21 protein-coding genes are annotated in these 16,784 nt (G+C 53.7%); 5 read left to right on the forward strand and 16 right to left on the reverse strand.

The genetic code is table 11. From position 1 onward, the window contains the following. Positions 1-115: 115 nt before the first annotated feature. Both QT230_RS08330 and QT230_RS08335 read right to left on the reverse strand, forming a co-directional pair. The gene (locus tag QT230_RS08330; RefSeq protein ID WP_308321401.1) at positions 116-733 is read right to left on the reverse strand and encodes a LysR substrate-binding domain-containing protein; all 618 of its coding nucleotides are present in this window, start codon (positions 731-733) and stop codon (positions 116-118) included. After that, entirely contained in the window at positions 684-1,031 is a 348-nt protein-coding gene (locus tag QT230_RS08335) for a LysR family transcriptional regulator (protein ID WP_308321150.1), read from the reverse strand. Before QT230_RS08335 ends, QT230_RS08330 begins: the two co-directional genes overlap by 50 nt. A 107-nt stretch (positions 1,032-1,138) precedes the next feature. Here QT230_RS08335 and QT230_RS08340 point away from each other — a divergent pair, with 107 nt between their 5' ends. Further along, the gene (locus tag QT230_RS08340; protein WP_308321151.1) at positions 1,139-1,975 is read left to right on the forward strand and encodes a PhzF family phenazine biosynthesis isomerase; all 837 of its coding nucleotides are present in this window, start codon (positions 1,139-1,141) and stop codon (positions 1,973-1,975) included. 50 nt (positions 1,976-2,025) lie between these two features. On the opposite strand, the gene QT230_RS08345 is transcribed toward QT230_RS08340, so the two are convergent. After that, on the reverse strand, positions 2,026-2,619 hold the full coding sequence (locus tag QT230_RS08345) for a methyltransferase domain-containing protein (RefSeq protein WP_308321152.1): 594 nt from the start codon (positions 2,617-2,619) through the stop codon (positions 2,026-2,028). Next, entirely contained in the window at positions 2,616-3,107 is a 492-nt protein-coding gene (locus QT230_RS08350; RefSeq protein WP_308321153.1) for a MarR family transcriptional regulator, read from the reverse strand. The genes QT230_RS08345 and QT230_RS08350 overlap by 4 nt, the downstream gene beginning before the upstream one ends. Positions 3,108-3,207: 100 nt before the next feature. On the opposite strand from QT230_RS08350, the gene QT230_RS08355 reads away from it, so the two are divergent. Together QT230_RS08355 and QT230_RS08360 are read left to right on the forward strand one after the other, a co-directional pair. After that, complete coding sequence (locus QT230_RS08355; protein ID WP_308321154.1) at positions 3,208-4,173, forward strand: DMT family transporter; 966 nt, start codon at positions 3,208-3,210, stop codon at positions 4,171-4,173. A 17-nt stretch (positions 4,174-4,190) separates the two neighbouring features. Further along, positions 4,191-4,829 carry an NAD(P)H-binding protein gene (locus tag QT230_RS08360; RefSeq protein WP_308321155.1) on the forward strand — a complete coding sequence of 213 codons (639 nt, stop codon included), beginning with the start codon at positions 4,191-4,193 and terminating at the stop codon, positions 4,827-4,829. A 164-nt stretch (positions 4,830-4,993) separates the two neighbouring features. Here the strand turns inward: QT230_RS08360 and QT230_RS08365 are convergent, their stop codons facing one another. The 4 genes from QT230_RS08365 to QT230_RS08375 form a co-directional block, all read right to left on the reverse strand. After that, a complete protein-coding gene (locus QT230_RS08365) occupies positions 4,994-5,488 on the reverse strand; it encodes a DUF523 domain-containing protein (RefSeq protein WP_308321156.1) in 495 nt (164 codons plus the stop codon). 78 nt (positions 5,489-5,566) lie between these two features. Continuing rightward, on the reverse strand, positions 5,567-6,031 hold the full coding sequence (locus tag QT230_RS08370) for a GNAT family N-acetyltransferase (RefSeq protein WP_308321158.1): 465 nt from the start codon (positions 6,029-6,031) through the stop codon (positions 5,567-5,569). 308 nt (positions 6,032-6,339) lie between these two features. Then, a complete protein-coding gene (locus tag QT230_RS20855; RefSeq protein ID WP_374694452.1) occupies positions 6,340-6,534 on the reverse strand; it encodes a serine aminopeptidase domain-containing protein in 195 nt (64 codons plus the stop codon). 21 nt (positions 6,535-6,555) lie between these two features. After that, entirely contained in the window at positions 6,556-6,687 is a 132-nt protein-coding gene (locus tag QT230_RS08375; protein WP_308321159.1) for a hypothetical protein, read from the reverse strand. Positions 6,688-6,954: 267 nt separating this feature from the next. Between QT230_RS08375 and QT230_RS08380 the strand changes: the two genes are divergently transcribed. After that, entirely contained in the window at positions 6,955-7,119 is a 165-nt protein-coding gene (locus tag QT230_RS08380; RefSeq protein ID WP_308321160.1) for a YhfG family protein, read from the forward strand. Further along, positions 7,119-7,715 carry a putative adenosine monophosphate-protein transferase Fic gene (locus QT230_RS08385; RefSeq protein WP_308321161.1) on the forward strand — a complete coding sequence of 199 codons (597 nt, stop codon included), beginning with the start codon at positions 7,119-7,121 and terminating at the stop codon, positions 7,713-7,715. Before QT230_RS08380 ends, QT230_RS08385 begins: the two co-directional genes overlap by 1 nt. Positions 7,716-7,762: 47 nt before the next feature. Here the strand turns inward: QT230_RS08385 and astB are convergent, their stop codons facing one another. The 8 genes from astB to fabV form a co-directional block, all read right to left on the reverse strand. Then, positions 7,763-9,130, reverse strand: coding sequence for an N-succinylarginine dihydrolase (gene astB / locus QT230_RS08390; RefSeq protein WP_308321162.1), 1,368 nt, complete (start codon positions 9,128-9,130; stop codon positions 7,763-7,765). Continuing rightward, complete coding sequence (astD, locus tag QT230_RS08395) at positions 9,127-10,599, reverse strand: succinylglutamate-semialdehyde dehydrogenase (protein ID WP_308321163.1); 1,473 nt, start codon at positions 10,597-10,599, stop codon at positions 9,127-9,129. The genes astB and astD overlap by 4 nt, the downstream gene beginning before the upstream one ends. 22 nt (positions 10,600-10,621) lie before the next feature. Continuing rightward, positions 10,622-11,653, reverse strand: coding sequence for an arginine N-succinyltransferase (gene astA / locus QT230_RS08400; protein WP_308321164.1), 1,032 nt, complete (start codon positions 11,651-11,653; stop codon positions 10,622-10,624). Continuing rightward, positions 11,653-12,717 carry an arginine N-succinyltransferase gene (locus QT230_RS08405; RefSeq protein ID WP_308321165.1) on the reverse strand — a complete coding sequence of 355 codons (1,065 nt, stop codon included), beginning with the start codon at positions 12,715-12,717 and terminating at the stop codon, positions 11,653-11,655. Before QT230_RS08405 ends, astA begins: the two co-directional genes overlap by 1 nt. Positions 12,718-12,767: 50 nt before the next feature. After that, positions 12,768-13,982 (reverse strand): aspartate aminotransferase family protein, encoded by a 1,215-nt coding sequence (locus QT230_RS08410; protein ID WP_308321166.1) that lies wholly within the window; start codon positions 13,980-13,982, stop codon positions 12,768-12,770. 101 nt (positions 13,983-14,083) lie between these two features. Then, entirely contained in the window at positions 14,084-15,061 is a 978-nt protein-coding gene (locus QT230_RS08415) for a GlxA family transcriptional regulator (protein ID WP_308321167.1), read from the reverse strand. Positions 15,062-15,260: 199 nt separating this feature from the next. Further along, entirely contained in the window at positions 15,261-15,476 is a 216-nt protein-coding gene (locus tag QT230_RS08420; protein WP_308321168.1) for a hypothetical protein, read from the reverse strand. Positions 15,477-15,531: 55 nt separating this feature from the next. Further along, a complete protein-coding gene (fabV, locus tag QT230_RS08425; RefSeq protein WP_308321169.1) occupies positions 15,532-16,743 on the reverse strand; it encodes an enoyl-ACP reductase FabV in 1,212 nt (403 codons plus the stop codon). Positions 16,744-16,784 lie beyond the last annotated feature (41 nt).

A 16,784-nucleotide genomic window follows, 5' to 3' on the forward strand; every position in this document is an offset into this window, starting at 1 on the left:
TCAGAGAGTGAATCCAGACCTGCTCCATGTGGTCAGAGTACGTGCATTTATGGAGACGATAAGAGAGAGGTTTCGTAGTCAAAGGATCTAGCTCAGTGCTGGCCGATCCAGGTACTCAAGGCATTTGAAAATTTCTAATCTCTTCACTTAACCACTGTTTAAATGCCATAACACGCGGATTTTCAACTTCAGCGGGATGCGATACCAAGTAATAGGCAAATTCATGGCTACGCCAGGGCATGATTGCCTGGACTTTCCTATCCTGAAGTAGTCGACGGGCAATAGAGTATCGGCCAATACAGAGTCCTAACCCTTCAGCGCAGGCCGTTAAGGTCAGGCTGCTGTCAGAGAACTGTAGTTTCTGTAATGATGAATGCCATTCAACCCCCGCTTCACGAAACCAGGGCTGCCATGTATTCCATGGTTCTGACGGCTGAATAGTGCTGTCTTCCAGTAAAAGTTGAGTTTGCAATAAACTTTCAGAACGAACGTCGCTGAGCCTACTTATCAACATGGTAGGAGCAAGGACAGCCACCGCATCGCCCATCAACTGCTCAGTATGAAGGTTTGGGTAGTCACCAGTGCCAAAGCGGATGCCTATATCAGCTTGGTTATCGCGAAAGCTCAATAACTCACTCTCACCACGCAGCTTTATCTGCAGGCCTGGGTAAAGAGCTTTTAAATTAGCTAGCCGTGGGATTAGCCAATAGTGGATAAATGAGTGGGGGGGCAGATAGCGTCAGCGGGCCATCTATCCCCTGTTGCCTAAGCTCTTTCGTTGCTTGTTCGATCTGGGTAAAAACAGTAGCTAAACGACCATAGTAGCGACGGCCAGACTCCGTCAGGATTACGCCCCGTGGCAAGCGTATAAACAACACAATATCGAGCCTACTCTCCAGCTCTTTTATACGATGGCTGACGGCTGCTGGGGTCAGGCTAAGCTCCTGGGCAGCAGCGGCAAAGCTGCCTAATCGTGCAGCAGCCTCAAAGGCACGAAGGGTGTTTAAAGGAGGAGAAGTGATTTTGCTCATGGCTAAATCCTAGTAACCCTATGGGTGACAATAAAGCAGTTTCCATTATTATTTTTAAGGTCACAATGATGCTTTCTTTTAAATGATTCCTTTAGGAGCAGAGCACCATGAGTGAGCATTTATATCGACTAGCGGCATTTTCGACAGATCCAACCAAGGGCAACCCAGCGGGCGTCTGGATTGGTGATGCGCTGCCAGATAATAAGACAATGCAGAGTATCGCCGCAGAGGTGGGTTACTCGGAAACCGCATTTATCGCCCCAGTAAGCGGTGACATTAGAACCATTCGTTACTATAGCCCACTAGCAGAGGTCAACTTTTGTGGTCATGCCACGATTGCAAGTGCCGTTATGCTGGGGCGCCTAAGTGGTATCGGCACTTATCAGTTGGATACATTAATAGGCCGCATACCCGTGAAGGTTCACTCGGTTGATGGTCAGATTCAGGCTGCACTCACCTCGGTTGAGCCTGCCCATAAACCTGTTACTGAACAACTTGTCGATGAAGTACTCGCGCTACTGCAGTGGCGATCTGATGCACTGGATCGCACTATTCCTCCAGCCCTGGCCTACGGCGGAGTCTGGCACCTTATTTTGGCGGTCAACTCCCAGTGTCGACTGAACCAACTAGACTACGATTTTGAAAAACTAAAGTCTTGGATGTCGCGAGAGGGAGTAACAACGCTACAGCTTATATTCCGCGAAAGTGATAACCTTTTCCATTCACGCAATCCTTTCCCTGTGGGTGGTGTTGTGGAAGACCCTGCCACTGGCGCTGCAGCGGCCGCCCTGGGCGGTTATTTACGCGATGCCAAGTTAATGGATGTGCCTGGAAAATTTCTGATAAAGCAGGGTGAAGCGATGGGACGATTAAGCCTGCTGCAGGTTGAAGTACCCGAACAAGGAGGAACAGTAGTGGCTGGCACAGCTGTAGAGATTATTTAATTGCCTACCATGCTGCTCGGAAGAAGTGATTTAAGCTCTGCTTTGATGGGTTAAATAACCTTCTGAGCAACAACAGAGTAAACATGCCAATGCTTGGTCTTACCGAGCAGTGTCGTACCTTCTGTGTTGAGCTCAACAATATCTATGATCATAAACTGACCATTAAATAGCGCTTGGATCTCAGAGTAGGCATGTATCGTTAAATTTCCTCGCCCCATTTTAGCCCAGCTATCATTGGGGCCCATAAAATGACCGCAAAACACACCACCCTTTAGCAGTGAATTTGTAAGATTTTGCCAAGCGCCAGCAAATCGCTCTGGATCACAAAAAAACAGGCTTGAGCATGCATTAACGAGCACCGTTTTTGGATACACAAACCGCTCAAAGCTGGACACCATAGGAAATAGCGTTTTATCAATATGCCGACCACCAACTTCACGAACGCGGGATATGGCCGCATCGCTTTTATCGAAGGCATGCACCGTAAAGCCGTGTTCCATCAAGTACATTGCATCACGCCCAGACCCGCAGCCAGCATCAACGGCTACCTTTGGCAAAGAGCTTTCCACTAATTCAAGCGATTGTTTTAGTGGCGGGTATACAGGAGCGTTGAGTGATTTTTCGAGATATCTTTGTTCACTCATTCTAAGTCCTCAAACCCCGCCAAGAACTGCTTGAGCAGTTCATCAAGTTGCGCTTGTTGCTCGTCAGTCAGCCCACTCACCAACTGAGCCTGGGTTTCCACATGGGCGGCCACCGCTTCGTCGATCAAATCGAACCCGCGCTGGGAAAGAGAGATTAAAAAGCCGCGACCATCATTGGGGTTTTTGACCCGCTCAATCAACCCTGCCTTTTCCAGTTGATTGATGCGATGAGTCATGGTGCCCGAGGTCACCATGGTGGATGCCATCAAATCCCCCGGCGATAGCGCGTAGGGCTCCCCCTCTCGGCGAAGAGTCGCTAGAACGTCAAAGCTGGCGTCAGTCAGGCCGTATTCCGCCCAGGTCTTCTCCATTGCACGCATTAAAGTGTGGTTCAGCCGCTTAATCCGTCCTAGGGTGCCCATGGGAGCAACATTAAGGTCAGGCCTTTCCTGCCGCCACTGATTAAGAATGCTATCTACATGATCCATATAAGTACTGCGCTCCTAATTATCGTTTCGCCCATTTATCTTGACGTCAAGAAACATGGCATATATCTTGATATCAAGACATTAATCGAGAGCGTAGCTAATGACATTATCAAACACAATGACAACACACTCATCCAAAAGAATCTGGCTTGCCCCACTGGCTTATCTACTGTCAGGTGGAGCACTACTAGGCCTATCAACAAATTTGGCCAAACTTGCCGGTGAAATGCAGCTATCAGCACTCGCATTTCTGTTTTGGTCAATCACAGGGGCTGCGTTAATTCTGCTGACCATCTCAGCACTCCGCGGTCATTTACCGCCTATTAGCTTTCGCTCGGTTGAGTACTACTCAGTATCCGCACTGCTTGGCGTGGCTGGCTCTAACTTAATCTTTTTCTCAGCTATCCCCCATGTGGGTGCAGGGTTTGTAGCGCTGATAATCACCCTACCGCCGCTGCTCACCTACGTTGGTGCACTGTTATTGAAAATAGAAAAATTCCAATTTATTCGAGCGGCTGGCGTTATGTCGGCGCTATTGGGTGCCATCACTTTAGCAACCAGTAAGCTCTCTTCGCCTGATGCCAATCACCTCTGGATCCTCATTGCCCTGGTTGGCCCAGTGCTATTAGCCATCGGAAACGTTTACCGAACACTACGCTGGCCTGAAGGCGTATCCAGCGATGCGCTAGCACCCGGCATGCTAATTGCCGCTGTTGTAATCCTGTTAGGAGTAGGGTTCTTACCGGGGTTTTCGTTAAATGTCCCAACACAGCACCACCTACCCATCATGCTGATTGCGCTCCAAGCGCTAGTGTTCGCTGGCCAGTTCTTACTACTGTTCCTGCTACAGAAAAGCGGTGGCCCCGTGTTCCTGAGCTTATTGGGTTCCGTCGGCGCTGTTGTGGGGGTACCTGTTGCTATTTTCCTCCAGGGAGAAGCCGCCCCCGAAGGTTTACTGCTAGGCATTGTATTAATTGGCACAGGTGTTTTCCTACTCAATATTGGCAAAGCCAATCCGCTTCCTCGTACTAACCAAATCAAAAACAGCCAAACCAAAATTAACTAAACCAAGAGATAACTATCATGAAAATCGCGATATTGGGTGCCGCAGGCGACGTCGGAACACGCATTATGAGTGAAGCGTTAGCACGAGGACATCACGTCACAGGCGTAGTAAGAACTGAAAATCAGCTTAATAAGCTGCCTGCTGAGGCAAGTTACCGTGTCGCCGATATATCAGACCCGCGCCAGCTAGCGCAGGTGGTCGAAGGCCAGGATTTACTTATCAGTGCTGTTCGTCCACCAGAGGGGCAAGAAGAGCTGCTTGTGACGTTAACGGATGTGATTCTAGAGAGCGCCCTCGCAGAACAGCGGGTGCTATTGGTGGGCGGAGCCGCACGATTGTTAATCCCCGGACGCAACGGCGAGACGGTCTTAACAGCCCCAGACTTTCTACCGGCAACGGCACTAGAAATTGCCAAGGCCTGCCAAGCACAGTATGAAAGGTGCCTTGCCGAAACTCGCACGGCATGGACCTACTTCTCCCCTGCCGCCATGCTCAGTCCTGGAGAACGGACAGGCACATTTCGTCTTGGGTCGGACACTCTCGTCACGGACAATGACGGTGCGTCGCGTATTTCAATGGAGGATTTTGCGGTGGCGATGCTCAATGAAGCAGAAACGCCAATACATATTCAACAAGCACTTACCGTAGGGTATTAAGCCGCGAAGACTCGATACAGTGAGCACTAGGTTAATCTAGCGATGAGAGCAGTGCCACTCACGACGATTAAGCTTAACGATGGCAACCACTTTAGCCGCTTGCCCAAGTCGAAAAAATTCAACAGGGTGTTAATAGCGGCTAAATACCTCTATTTTTCAATCTCTTAATCACCACGTTTAGCGAGAAGCGCTTGGTTGGCTTCCGCTATTTCATATTGATTAAACACGTGAACCCCATGCTGGCGAAGCAGCGCAGCGGTTACTCCCATACCAGGCATTGTTTTACCGGAAAAACTGCCATCATAAATAGCAGAGCTTCCACATGATGGGCTGAATTCAGCGAGTACCGCGACAGTGATATTGAATTTAAGGCATAAATCCAAGGCAATGGAAGCACCCGCCAAAAAATCGGTAGTGACGTTGGTTCCATTTTTTTCAATCACATCAGCTTCTCCTTTTAATACACTCTGTCCGTTGCTGATAAAAATTTCCGCTGGCTGCCTGGGAATACTCATCCCCGCCTCAACTTCAGGGCAGACAGAAACGATCCGGCCTTCAGAACGCCACCGCTCAACGATCTGATCAGCCACCGCAAGGGCGCCGCCATCGTAGCGAACCTTTTTCCCCAAAAGGCAGGCGCTTATTAATACTTTCCTCAAATCGCCTGCCTCCAAAACTGTGGCAAACTCAAGTCTGACGCTTCAACTGAGTCATCCGAACTAGGAATTCTCTTCTAGTCAGCTACCAAAATTTAACTGTTTTCGGAAGTAGACGCGATTAAAACCCGCCTCACACCTGCCACCAATCTTGATGTATCCAAGCTTCGCATACATAGCAAGATTTTCCGTCATGGCTTCATTCGTATAGAGTTCTACCGCCTCGTTCCCGGCCTCTTTGGCTTTACGCTCAACGTGTTCAATCAAGTGCTTACCAATACCGTTGCCACTATAAATCGGCAGCACGGCGACGTTTTCGAGATGAACATAATCACCATCTGGGTAGAACACCACGTAGCCCGCAAACTGTAAATCAAAGGTGGCAACGTCTATATAGCCTTTATCGATTTGGCTCGCAAAGTCAGCATGCATCGGTGCTGGTTCACGGCCGATACGCTGTATGTACTTTGCATAGGCCATGCGGGCGCAGGTCTGAATATCAACCATATCGGTTGCGAGTGCTGCGCGAATGTCGATTAATGGCATATCAGCATAATCTCGGTAGTATTTCGATCGCCGAACATTCAAGCAATGGCAGCGGTAGCGTGTAACTCTTTGGCCCTATAGCGCTTGAAGCCAATGACGCACCATTTCAATGCCTTCTTCACTCACTAAAAGCCCCAAGTGTGATGTGTCTGGGACGATGGCGACCTCTGCGTCAGAGGTAAGTGGTTGAACAGTAGACTCAAATCGATCGGCGAAAAAGGCCTCATCCTCGGCGCCGATCAGGAAGAGGCTAGACACGTTTATAGAACGAAGGTCATCTCGGTAGTTAGAAGGATTAAACCCCGTCATCAAACGATAGGAATAAGCCAGTGTCTCCGAGCCATAAGCTGATTGATATAGTCGATATCGCCGCGCCGTTGCAGAGAAGGGCCATGACCGCGTATATCAGGGGTATACACTGTTGCGGCGCCTGCATCAGCTAACGCCTGGGCAAAAGTGGCCAAATATTTGCTGTCCGCTCCTGACCCATGAAGAACAATCAGTGCAGTGGGAGATTCACTGGGTTAATGCCGATACGCCAGTCCTGTTCCATCACGCGCTTCAAAGCGCTGAAGTGTTGGTACTTGGCTCGCTGCGCCCTGCTCAGAAACTAACACCTTGAAATCTAAGCCGTTAGCACTTGTTTCTGTAGACATTGCTAACAATACTCCCATCATTAAGGTCAAAATGTATTGTCTCATTGCTGCTTACCATTAATGGAGAACTCGACAGGAGACGCAATGTGAAGAGTTAACACAAATCATAGCATCCTTAGCCTCCTGGAAGAGCAGTAATCTGGAGATCGTTAGCCTTCGATATTGGTAAGACTCGCCGCGCTGCTGCCTGTTTAGCATAGACTCACGATTGGGATGAGAACCACGACGTTATTCCGCTATAATGAGCCAAATAGCTAAGGAGGCAATATGAACAACGTTTCTTTGGAAACAAAGCGCCGCTATTACGCGAAGGTACGACGCTCCAATTACCAAGCGAGCATGGCGCTTGAAGGGATCACTGTTGACTCTCAAGCACCAAAAGCCAGCAAAGCAGATGTAATAGCTAAATATCAGAAGCACAAAATTCGCTAATGGATAAGTACGGCACGGGGCAGGATCCGTACTGTTACCCAGACTCCGATATACTGCGTAATAAATTGGAGATTTTTGATGCAGTAGAACTTGAGGAGGCAGAGCGCGAGTTGTCGCTCATTAATGCTGATGGCATTGAACTCTCGCTGCCGCCCTACGACTTTGCATATCTTAAACGCCTTCACCATCAGCTATTTCATGACCTGTATGACTGGGCAGGAGAAGTGCGAACGATTGATATTGCCAAAGACGACACGCGTTTTTGCAACGTCAATCGCATCATTCCCGAGGCAGAAAAGCTATTCAATAAACTTGCAGAAAGAAACCACTTCACTCAGCTTGAAAAAGCAGATCTTATACCCGCATGCGCGGAGCTATATGGTGATTTGAATGTCGTTCACCCCTTCCGCGAAGGTAATGGTCGTGCGCAACGAATGTTTTTTGAACACCTGATAATCAACTGTGGTTATCACCTTTCATGGCATCCTCTTGAACGCAATGAATGGATAGAAGCCAATATAGCAGGCTATTACTGCGACTACCGTCCTTTAGAGTTTATCTTTGAGCGATGTATCGGCTCTCCCCTATACGATTAACGCCAAGGCATTACCTTGGCGTTTTATTTTACTGGCTGACGTATCCCCTACCCCAACTGAAACGGATAAACAGCCCCGATCTTTAACAACTGGGTTAACTCACCCAGCGCAGTGAGGGACTCTTCCGCGAGCTGTGGATCAGCGAGATCATCAGGGGCAAGTCGGTCGCGATAGTGGCGATTCACCCAAGCGGTGAGATCATCGTATAGCCCATCGGTGAGCAGCACACGGCCGGTGAGCGCGGCGCGTTCAGCGTCCGTTAGTACAACACGCAGGCGCAGGCAGGCAGGGCCACCGCCGTTGCGCATGCTCTGCTTGACGTCTTTAACGATCACTTCGCTGATGGGGTTATTGCCCGCCAGCAGGTAGTCCTGGATGGTGCGCCAGACCGCTTCACGCTCTTGGCATTCGCCGGGCACGACCAGGGTCATGGTGCCGTCCGGGTTGGAGAGTAGCTGCGAGTTAAACAGATACGAGGCTACCGCATCCTCCATGCTTACCGCTTCCAAGGGTACGCGCACAGGAATCAGCGGCGTGGCCATTTTGGCGCGCAGCTCATCCAGGGTGCCCTCTTCGTCCAGAAAGGCCATTTCGTGGTAGAGCAGCACGGGGCCGTTGCCCACGGCAATGACATCGTTGTGGAAGACCCCTGCGTCGATGGCGTCCGGGTGCTGCTGGGCAAACACCGTTTGCGCCTCCGTTAACCCGTGCTGACGAGCCACCGCTTGGCTGGCTTCCAGGGTTTGCCTAGCCGGATAGCGCTTGGGTTCGCGCTCGCCGCTACGCACGTCACCAAACGCCTGGCGGCCATAGACAAACAGATGTACGCCCGGTTCGCCGTACTCACCGCATAGTCGGGTGTGGTTGGCCGCACCCTCATCGGAAAAGGCAGGCGTTGCAGGCAGCACCGGATGGTGAGCGAAGTGCTGTTCGTCGCGGAAAATTGCCTTTAGAACGCAGCCTGTCGTTTGCGGTTCTAAATAGCGGTGAAAGCTGGACTGTAGGTTGGCTGGGGTGAGGTGTACACGACTATCGGGTGCATCCATGCTGGGCGTGATAGTGCCCGCGTTCGCCGTCCACATACTGGACGCGGAGCAGACTGCCCGCAGCAGTTGAGGAGCCTCTTTGGCAGCTCGGGCCAGCACATCTCTATTGCTGCCGCTAAAGCCCAAATCGCGCAGTGCGCCAATATCTGGGCGCTGCTGGGGTGGCAGCACCCCTTGGGCATAGCCCGCGTCCATCAACGACTTCATTTTTAGAAGACCCTGCAATGCGCCCTCTTTGGGATTAGACACTAACCCGCCGTGGCTCATGGAAGCGACGTTACCTACCGCCAGCCCCGAGTAGTTATGGGTCGGGCCGACTAGGCCGTCAAAATTGACTTCTCGGACGTTATTGATCGCAGAAGCACTCATAGGCTGACTCCCGGCGGCAGGGTCTCGGGCATCTCCAGGCTATCGGCTTCCATGGAAGCGACCGGGTAAGCGCAGTAGTCCGCCGCGTAAAACGCGCTGGGGCGGTGGTTGCCGCTGTCACCCACGCCGCCGAAAGGTGCATCGCCGGAGGCGCCGGTGGTTTGGCGGTTCCAGTTAACGATCCCGGCGCGAATGCGCAGCAGAAAGTCGTCCCAATCGGCTTGCTCACCGCCAATCAACCCAGCGGAAAGCCCGTAACGAGTGTTGTTGGCAAGCACGAGAGCTTCATTCCAATCGCTATAGCGATGGATTTTTAGCAGCGGGCCGAAGTGCTCCTCGTCGGGCACATCCAATCCTGTTACATCGATTAGCGCAGGGCTTAGCAAACTGGTGTTCTCCTGCAGACGCTGCATCCGGTTGATTACCGTGCCGCCCATGGACTCCAATTCATCCTGGGCCTTAAGCAGGCCATCTGCCGCAGCAATGCTGACCAGACCGCCATAAAACGGTGCTGGGTCGTCCTCGAACTGACCCGCCACGTGCAGCTTAGTGACAGCTTCTGAAAGCGCATCGATCAAGCGATCACCGACTGCACCCTCCGGCACCATTAAGCGCCGCGCGCAGGTGCAGCGTTGGCCGCCGGAAAGAAACGCTGACTGCAGAATCGCCAGCACAGCGGCCCGTTCGTCGTCGACATCTTTCACCACCAGGGGGTTATTGCCGCCCAGCTCCAGCGCCAAAATCTTATCCAGTTGGCCGGCAAACTGCTGGTGCAGCATACCGCCCACTTTGGCGCTGCCGGTAAACAGTAGCCCATCAATATCGGAGTTACCTGCCAGCGCTTGGCCCACCGGCACACCGCCCTGCACCAGGTTGATAACGCCTGCGGGCAGGCCGGCTTCCAGCCAGCACTGCAGGGTTAAATCTGCCGTCAGCGGGGTTTGGTCGCTGGGCTTGAAGACCACACAGTTACCCGCCAATAGCGCAGGCACCATATGGCCGTTGGGCAGATGACCTGGGAAATTATAAGGGCCAAATACCGCCATCACGCCGTGGGGGCGATGGCGCAACACGGCTTTTGCACTGCCAACGGCTTTTTCCCGTTCGCCGGTACGCTCGTTATACGCCTTAACCGACAGCGCCACCTTTCCCACCATGGCACCCGCTTCGGTGCGCGCTTCCCAGAGTGGTTTACCGGTTTCAGAGGCTATCGCCACGGCTAACGCTTCACCGCGGTTTTTGAGCACCCCGGCAAACCGTTCGACCAGCGCCTGACGCTCGGCAAAGGGGGTGCGTGCCCAGTTGGGGAAGGCACCGCGGGCGGCTTTTACCGCGGCGGCGACTTGCTCAGCGCTGGCGGTCGCGGCTTGCCATAGCGGTTGACCGGAAACGGGGTCAACCTTGCTCAACGGCTCTGCGTCGCCCGCGACCCAGGCACCATTGATGAGTTGCTGCTGTTGGGCGTGCATAAAAATCTCCTAAAAACGTCGCCTAGGTTTCGAGTAGCCGAAGGGTATCGCCGGTAGCGACGCCTAAACGCTGCGCTTCTTGTTCGCTAAGCACGATGGTGTTGCCATCGGTAGGCGCACGACCTACCCAGCTGGCGGTAAAGTTCAGCATTTGGGTGGTGGCGGCCAGCCAGCGGCTAACGCTCTCTTCCGCTGCGCTATTGGATATTTCCACCTGGCAGAGCCGTGAGTTACGGATAGCCCGCACGTCGTCAATATAAGCTTCCACCGTCGGGCCACCGTCGAAAATATCGATATAGCCCTCCCAGCGCAGCCCCTCTTTTTTAAGCATCTCCAACGCCGGGCGGGTATGGCGATGCACCTGACCAATACAGGCCCGCGCCTCTTCCGCCATAAAGGTGGTGTAAATGGGGAACTTGGGCATCAGCTCGCCGATAAAGCTTTTCTGCCCTAGACCGGTTAATCGATCCGCTTCACTGAAATCCATGGGGAAGAAGTGTTTACCCAGGCTCTCCCAGAAAGGACTGGTGTTGTTTTCGTCAAACACACCGCGCATCTCCGCCAGCACTTTATCGGGGAAACGGTCGCGGAACTGGGCGATAAACAGCCAGCGTGCTTTAGAGAGCAGCGCGCCGTTGCGCAAATGTTTGTTGGCTTCGCCGCGGTATTCCGGGCGCAGAAACAGCGAGCACACTTCGGCGTCACCGGTGTGATCGGAGCTTAAAAACAGCGTATCGATGGTGCGGTGCAGATCCAACTGTACCGAGGAGTGGGCCAAGGTGCCCAACCGGTAGTTATAGAATGGCACTTCGCGGCCCACTTGGCCCTCTATGGCACAGCAGCCAGCGAGTTCGCCGCTTGCTTCGTCTTCCAGCACAAAGAAGTAGAGTCGGTCATCCACCGGGGTGCGCTCTTCAAAGGCACTGGCGGCGGATTCAATCTTACCGGCCAGAAACTCGCGATTATCCGGCAGCGAGGTAAACCCCACACCCGCCTGCTGCGCAAGCGCCTGAAGCCCATCCAAATCATCACGGGCAATGGGTCGAATGCGCATTACATCTCTCCTTCATCGAGTGCATCTACCGCGGTGGGTAACGTTAGCGGCGCGGCAAGTACCGCCCGCCCTTCCGTAACGCTCAACCGCTCGGCATGTTCAGGAGATAGCATCAACTGACCGGTGGGCGAGAGCGCGTATCGCGCGACGATGCAACGGAACTCACTCAGCTTTTGATTGGCAACCAGCGCCGGTTCAGCGTCAGGCAATGTGTGCTCCGGGCGTATGCGTACCGGATGCCAGGCGGCACTGCGGAAAGTTTGCAGCCGTTCGCGCTCGGCTTTGACAATCGGCCCGGCGTCGAAAATATCCACATGCCGCGAACGCACAAAGCCCTCGGCCAGCATCTCTTCCAGCGCCTCTTCGTGGGCCGGGTGCTCACGGCCTATCGCGGCACGCGCCTGGGGCGTTAGCAGCGGCAAATAGAGCGGAAACTGGGGCATGACTTCGGCAATAAAGCTTTTCGAACGCACTCCGGCAATGTGATTCATATCCTGGAAGCTGCGGGCGAAAAAGTGCCGCCCGACGCTCTCCCAGAACGGCGATTCGCTGCGGGTATCCAAGTAGCCGGGGAATGCCACCGCCAGAATGCGCGAAAAGCGCTCAGGGTACTGGGCGATAAACATCAGCCGCGCCCGACGTAAAAGACTTTCCGCGCTGGTCCCTTTATAGCGCGGGTTAAGCGAGAAAGCGCACAGCAGCGTGGCATCAGAGACTTCATGGGAGAGCGCCAGCGTCTGCACCTCGCGGCGCACGTTGAGCTGCTGGGAAGCGTGAATCAGCGTTTCCTGACGGTAAGTGTAATAGGCCTCGTTGGCGCCCGCCTGGGCACGGATAGTGGCCGTACCCAGCACTTCCTCGCGCGTATCGTCCGCCAGGACAAACGTATAGTGCTCGTCTTCTGGAAACTCAACGTCACCGTTAAAGGCGTCTTGAGAGCGCGCAATGCGCTCCTGAAGCCGCTCACGGTTGGCGGGTAAGTTGGTAAGCCTTGGCACCGCGTGCTCAGCCAACTGCTCCAGCGCCATGAGATCTGACGCTTTAACGGGTCGAACTACCAGCATTCTCGACGCCTCCCCTTCCGTTAACACGACTGACGCAGCCTGTTGTTCACTCATGCGGCCGCAACTAACCGCTCAATCGCGCGCTCCAAGCGGGCCATGCCCTCGGCGATATCCGCCTCTGGAATAACGAGCGAAGGCGCCATGCGCAGTACGTTCGGCCCGGCGATCAGCGCCATCAGGCCCTCTTCAATGGCCAGTGGCAGAATATCCTTGGCGCGGCCTTCAAAGGCGTCCGACATCTGGGCGCCCATCAACAGGCCCATACCACGAATCTCTTTGAACACGCCGTGCTTGCGGTTGATGGTCTCCAAATGCTCGCGGAACAGATCGTGACGCTTTTTGACCCCCTCAAGCACCTCGGGGGTGTCGATAAATTCAACTGCCGCCAGAGCAACGGCGGATGCCAGCGCGTTACCGCCATAGGTAGAGCCGTGGGTACCGATAACTAACGATTTAGCCACCGAGTCGATTGCCAGCATGGCGCCAATGGGGAAACCGCCGCCCAGGGATTTCGCGCTGGTGAGAATATCCGGCTTAATGCCGTAATTTTTATAGGCGTAGAGTTCGCCGCTGCGGCCAACGCCGGTTTGCACTTCGTCAAAAATCAGCAGTGCGTTATGTTCATCACAAAGGTCGCGCAGACCCTGGAGGAATGCTTGCGTGCTGGGCACGATACCGCCCTCGCCCTGCATGGGCTCGACCATAATCGCGCAGGTATCGTCGCCGACCAGCTTGCGCACGCTTTCCAGATCGTTGTAGTTGGCGTGCAGAATGCCGCCGGGCACCGGGCCAAAGCCTTGGGAGTACTTGGGTTGGCCACCCACGCTGACGGTAAAGAAAGTGCGGCCGTGGAAAGATTGGTAGAACGAGATGATTTTATCTTTGTTTTCACCGTGGTTATCCACCGCCCAGCGGCGCGCCAGCTTAAGCGCAGCTTCATTGGCTTCACCGCCAGAGGAGCACAAGAACACTTTATCGGCGAAGGTACGCTCGACCAGCGTTTTGGCGAGGGCAAGCGCTGGCTCGTTGGTGAATACGTTGGAGAGGTGCCACAGCTTTTCGCCCTGCTCTTTGAGCGCATTGACCAACACTGGATGGCAATGACCAAGGGAGTTAACCGCAATGCCCCCGGCAAAATCGATATATTCACGCCCCTGCTGATCCCACAAGCGGCTACCTTCACCACGCACGGGAATGACCTGCTGTGGTGAGTAGTTGGGCGTCATGTAGTGGTCGTAATCTTGACGGCTTGGGGTATGGCTCATGGGACGCTAGCTCCAGTGGAGGAAAGGAATGCAAACAGTATAAGGGGCCAACAAGGTTGCCCGCTTTCAGTAATGGGACGGCAAATTATGAATAGCGGCGCTTATCCCAGGCGCTCTTCTCGCGGCGTCATGCCGAAATGGTGTCGGTAGGCGGTAGAAAAGTGAGCGCCAGAGGAGAACCCTGTGGCAAAAGCAATATCGCCTACCGGCCGATCGCTCTCACGCAGTTGCTTGCGGGCTTCCCGCAAGCGTAAGTCGAGATAGTAACGGCTAGGCACCATTTGAAGATATTTCTTAAATAGCCGCTCCAACTGACGCCGGGAAATCCCCAGGTGCTCAGCCAGCTCCAGGGTCGAGAGCGGCTCCTCTATGTTGGCTTCCATCAGTGTCACGGCATCCACCAGGCTCTGCGGCGCGTGGCCCAGACGGCTACGCAGCGGCACGTGCTGGCGCTCATCTGCCATGCGAATGCGGTCGCAAGCAAACTGTTCAGACACCTGCTCCGCCAAGCGCGCTCCGTGATGCTGACCAATCAGCGTGAGGATTAAGTCCATGGCAGCAGTACCGCCCGCGCAGGTGAGTCTATCGCGGTCAATTTCAAACAGCTGTTGAGAAAGCGTCACCTGCGGATAAGCCTGGGAAAAGGCCTCAAAACGCTGCCAGGGCAGCGTCGCCCGATAACCTTCTAGCAAACCACAGCGCGCCAATACCTCCGTGCCACCGGCTAGCCCGCCCAGTGCCACACCGCGCCCCTGGTGCCCTCTTAACCATTCGTTCAGCTTGGCAGGCAGCGTATAGGGCAGCGGCGTCGGTGCGCATACTAACAGCAAGTCGAGTGGGCTTAGAGCAGTACTGAGCTCATGTTGCGCTATTAGCGAAAGCTGGGCGCCACTTCGCACGGGTTCATCATTGAGGCTAAGCGTGACGGTTTGGTAAAGCATTTGCCCACTTAGCTGGTTAGCCATTTGCAGCGGCTCCAGCGCACTGGCGTGGGTCAATAGCGAAAACCCCGGCAACAGCAGAAAGGCCACCCGCCGACGAGAGATACCAGTTTGAGAAGTTAACGGGTTGGGCAGCATGATAGCTGACTGGGTTGTATAAAAAGCTGCATAAAAAACCGCGTGAAAAGCTGCATGAAAAACCGCCATTGGCCTAGGGAAGCGACCATCTTACCCAATTGCGTAGAGGATGGCAGCGTTATGACCACTGCAGCAAAAACGTGACGCATGAATGCAAATTGCCGGGCCAAAGCCCGGCAATTTAAAGCCTAGTTAAGCACTAATTTCCCCGATTAATAATGCCTAACACGACGATACTGACCACGATCACGCCGAGAACAATCACCACCAGAGGGAGCAGCTTGTATAACCCCTCTGGTCGCTTCTTGGCTTCGGGCTGTAGATGCGGTTTTGAGGTTTCATAATCCTCAGGTATCCGCTCATTGAGAATGTGTTGCTTCTCTTCTTCCGGCGTTTTGCTCTCCCTAGTATCCATAAACACCTCCTGCGTTCCGGTCGAATGGCGCGGCGCTAGCGCGTCAGTGAATGGCTTACAGATTCACAACGTCAAACTTAACCTCTGGGTTGACGTCGGCATCGTAATCAACATCGTCACGCTCGAAACCAAACAGTTTCAAGAATTCGTGCTTATACCCAGCATAGTCGGTAATTTCGAAAAGGTTTTCGGTGGTGACTTCTGGCCATAGATCCTGGCAGGCTTGCTGCACGTCGTCGCGCAACTCCCAATCGTCTAAGCGTAGGCGACCCGCTTCGTCGGTAGCAAGTTCGCCACGCAGCCCTTTGGCTGAATAGAGCTGCTCACCGAATAGCCGGTTCAACTGATCAATTGTGCCTTCGTGCAGGCCCTGCTCTTTCATGATGCGATAGACCATAGCGATGTAAAGCGGCATGACCGGAATCGCTGCGCTGGCCTGGGTGACCACCGACTTAAGCACCGCCACGTTGGCACCGCCGCCGCTGGTTTTTAACTTGCTGTCGATCGCCGTTGCGGCGCGATCAAGGTCTTCCTTGGCTTTACCCAACGCACCGTGCCAGTAGATCGGCCAGGTGATTTCGGTGCCAATATAGCTAAACGCTACGCTGCGAGCGCCTTCTGCCAACACACCAGCTTGATCGAGGGCTTCCATCCACAGCTCCCAATCTTCGCCACCCATCACGGTGATGGTGTCGTCGATCTCCTGCTGGGTAGCGGGCTCGACTTCCGCTTCAATAATCGCGTCTTTATTAGTATCGATAGCGGTGGCGCGGTAGGTTTCGCCAATTGGCTTTAGACTGGACCGTTTGAGTTCGCCGCTGTCTGGCAGCTTACGCACGGGGGATGCCAGCGAATACACCACCAAATCGATTTCACCCATATCCTGCTTGATCAGCTCAATGGCTTTTTCCCGCGCCTCGTGTGAGAACGCATCGCCGTTGATCGAGTTGCTATATAGGCCTTCTTGCTTGGCGAACTTGTCGAAGGCAGCGCTGTTGTACCAACCGGCGGTGCCTGGCTTTTTGTCGGTGGCTGGCTTTTCAAAGAACACGCCCAGGGTGTCTGCGCCGTAGCCAAACGCCGCGGTGATACGCGCGGCTAATCCATAGCCACTTGAGGCCCCAATAACGAGCACTTTTTTTGGGCCAGCCTGCTTATCCAAGCCGCGGGCGCGGGTCGCTTCGATCTGTTCGCGAACGTTCTGCTCACAGCCGACAGGATGAGTGGTGGTACAAATAAAGCCGCGCACTTTGGGTTTAATAATCACATCGAACCTCGTTATAGGATTGATTTTGCTTTTGACATCAT

This window comes from Halomonas sp. SpR8, from assembly GCF_031010195.1.
Lineage (GTDB): Bacteria > Pseudomonadota > Gammaproteobacteria > Pseudomonadales > Halomonadaceae > Vreelandella.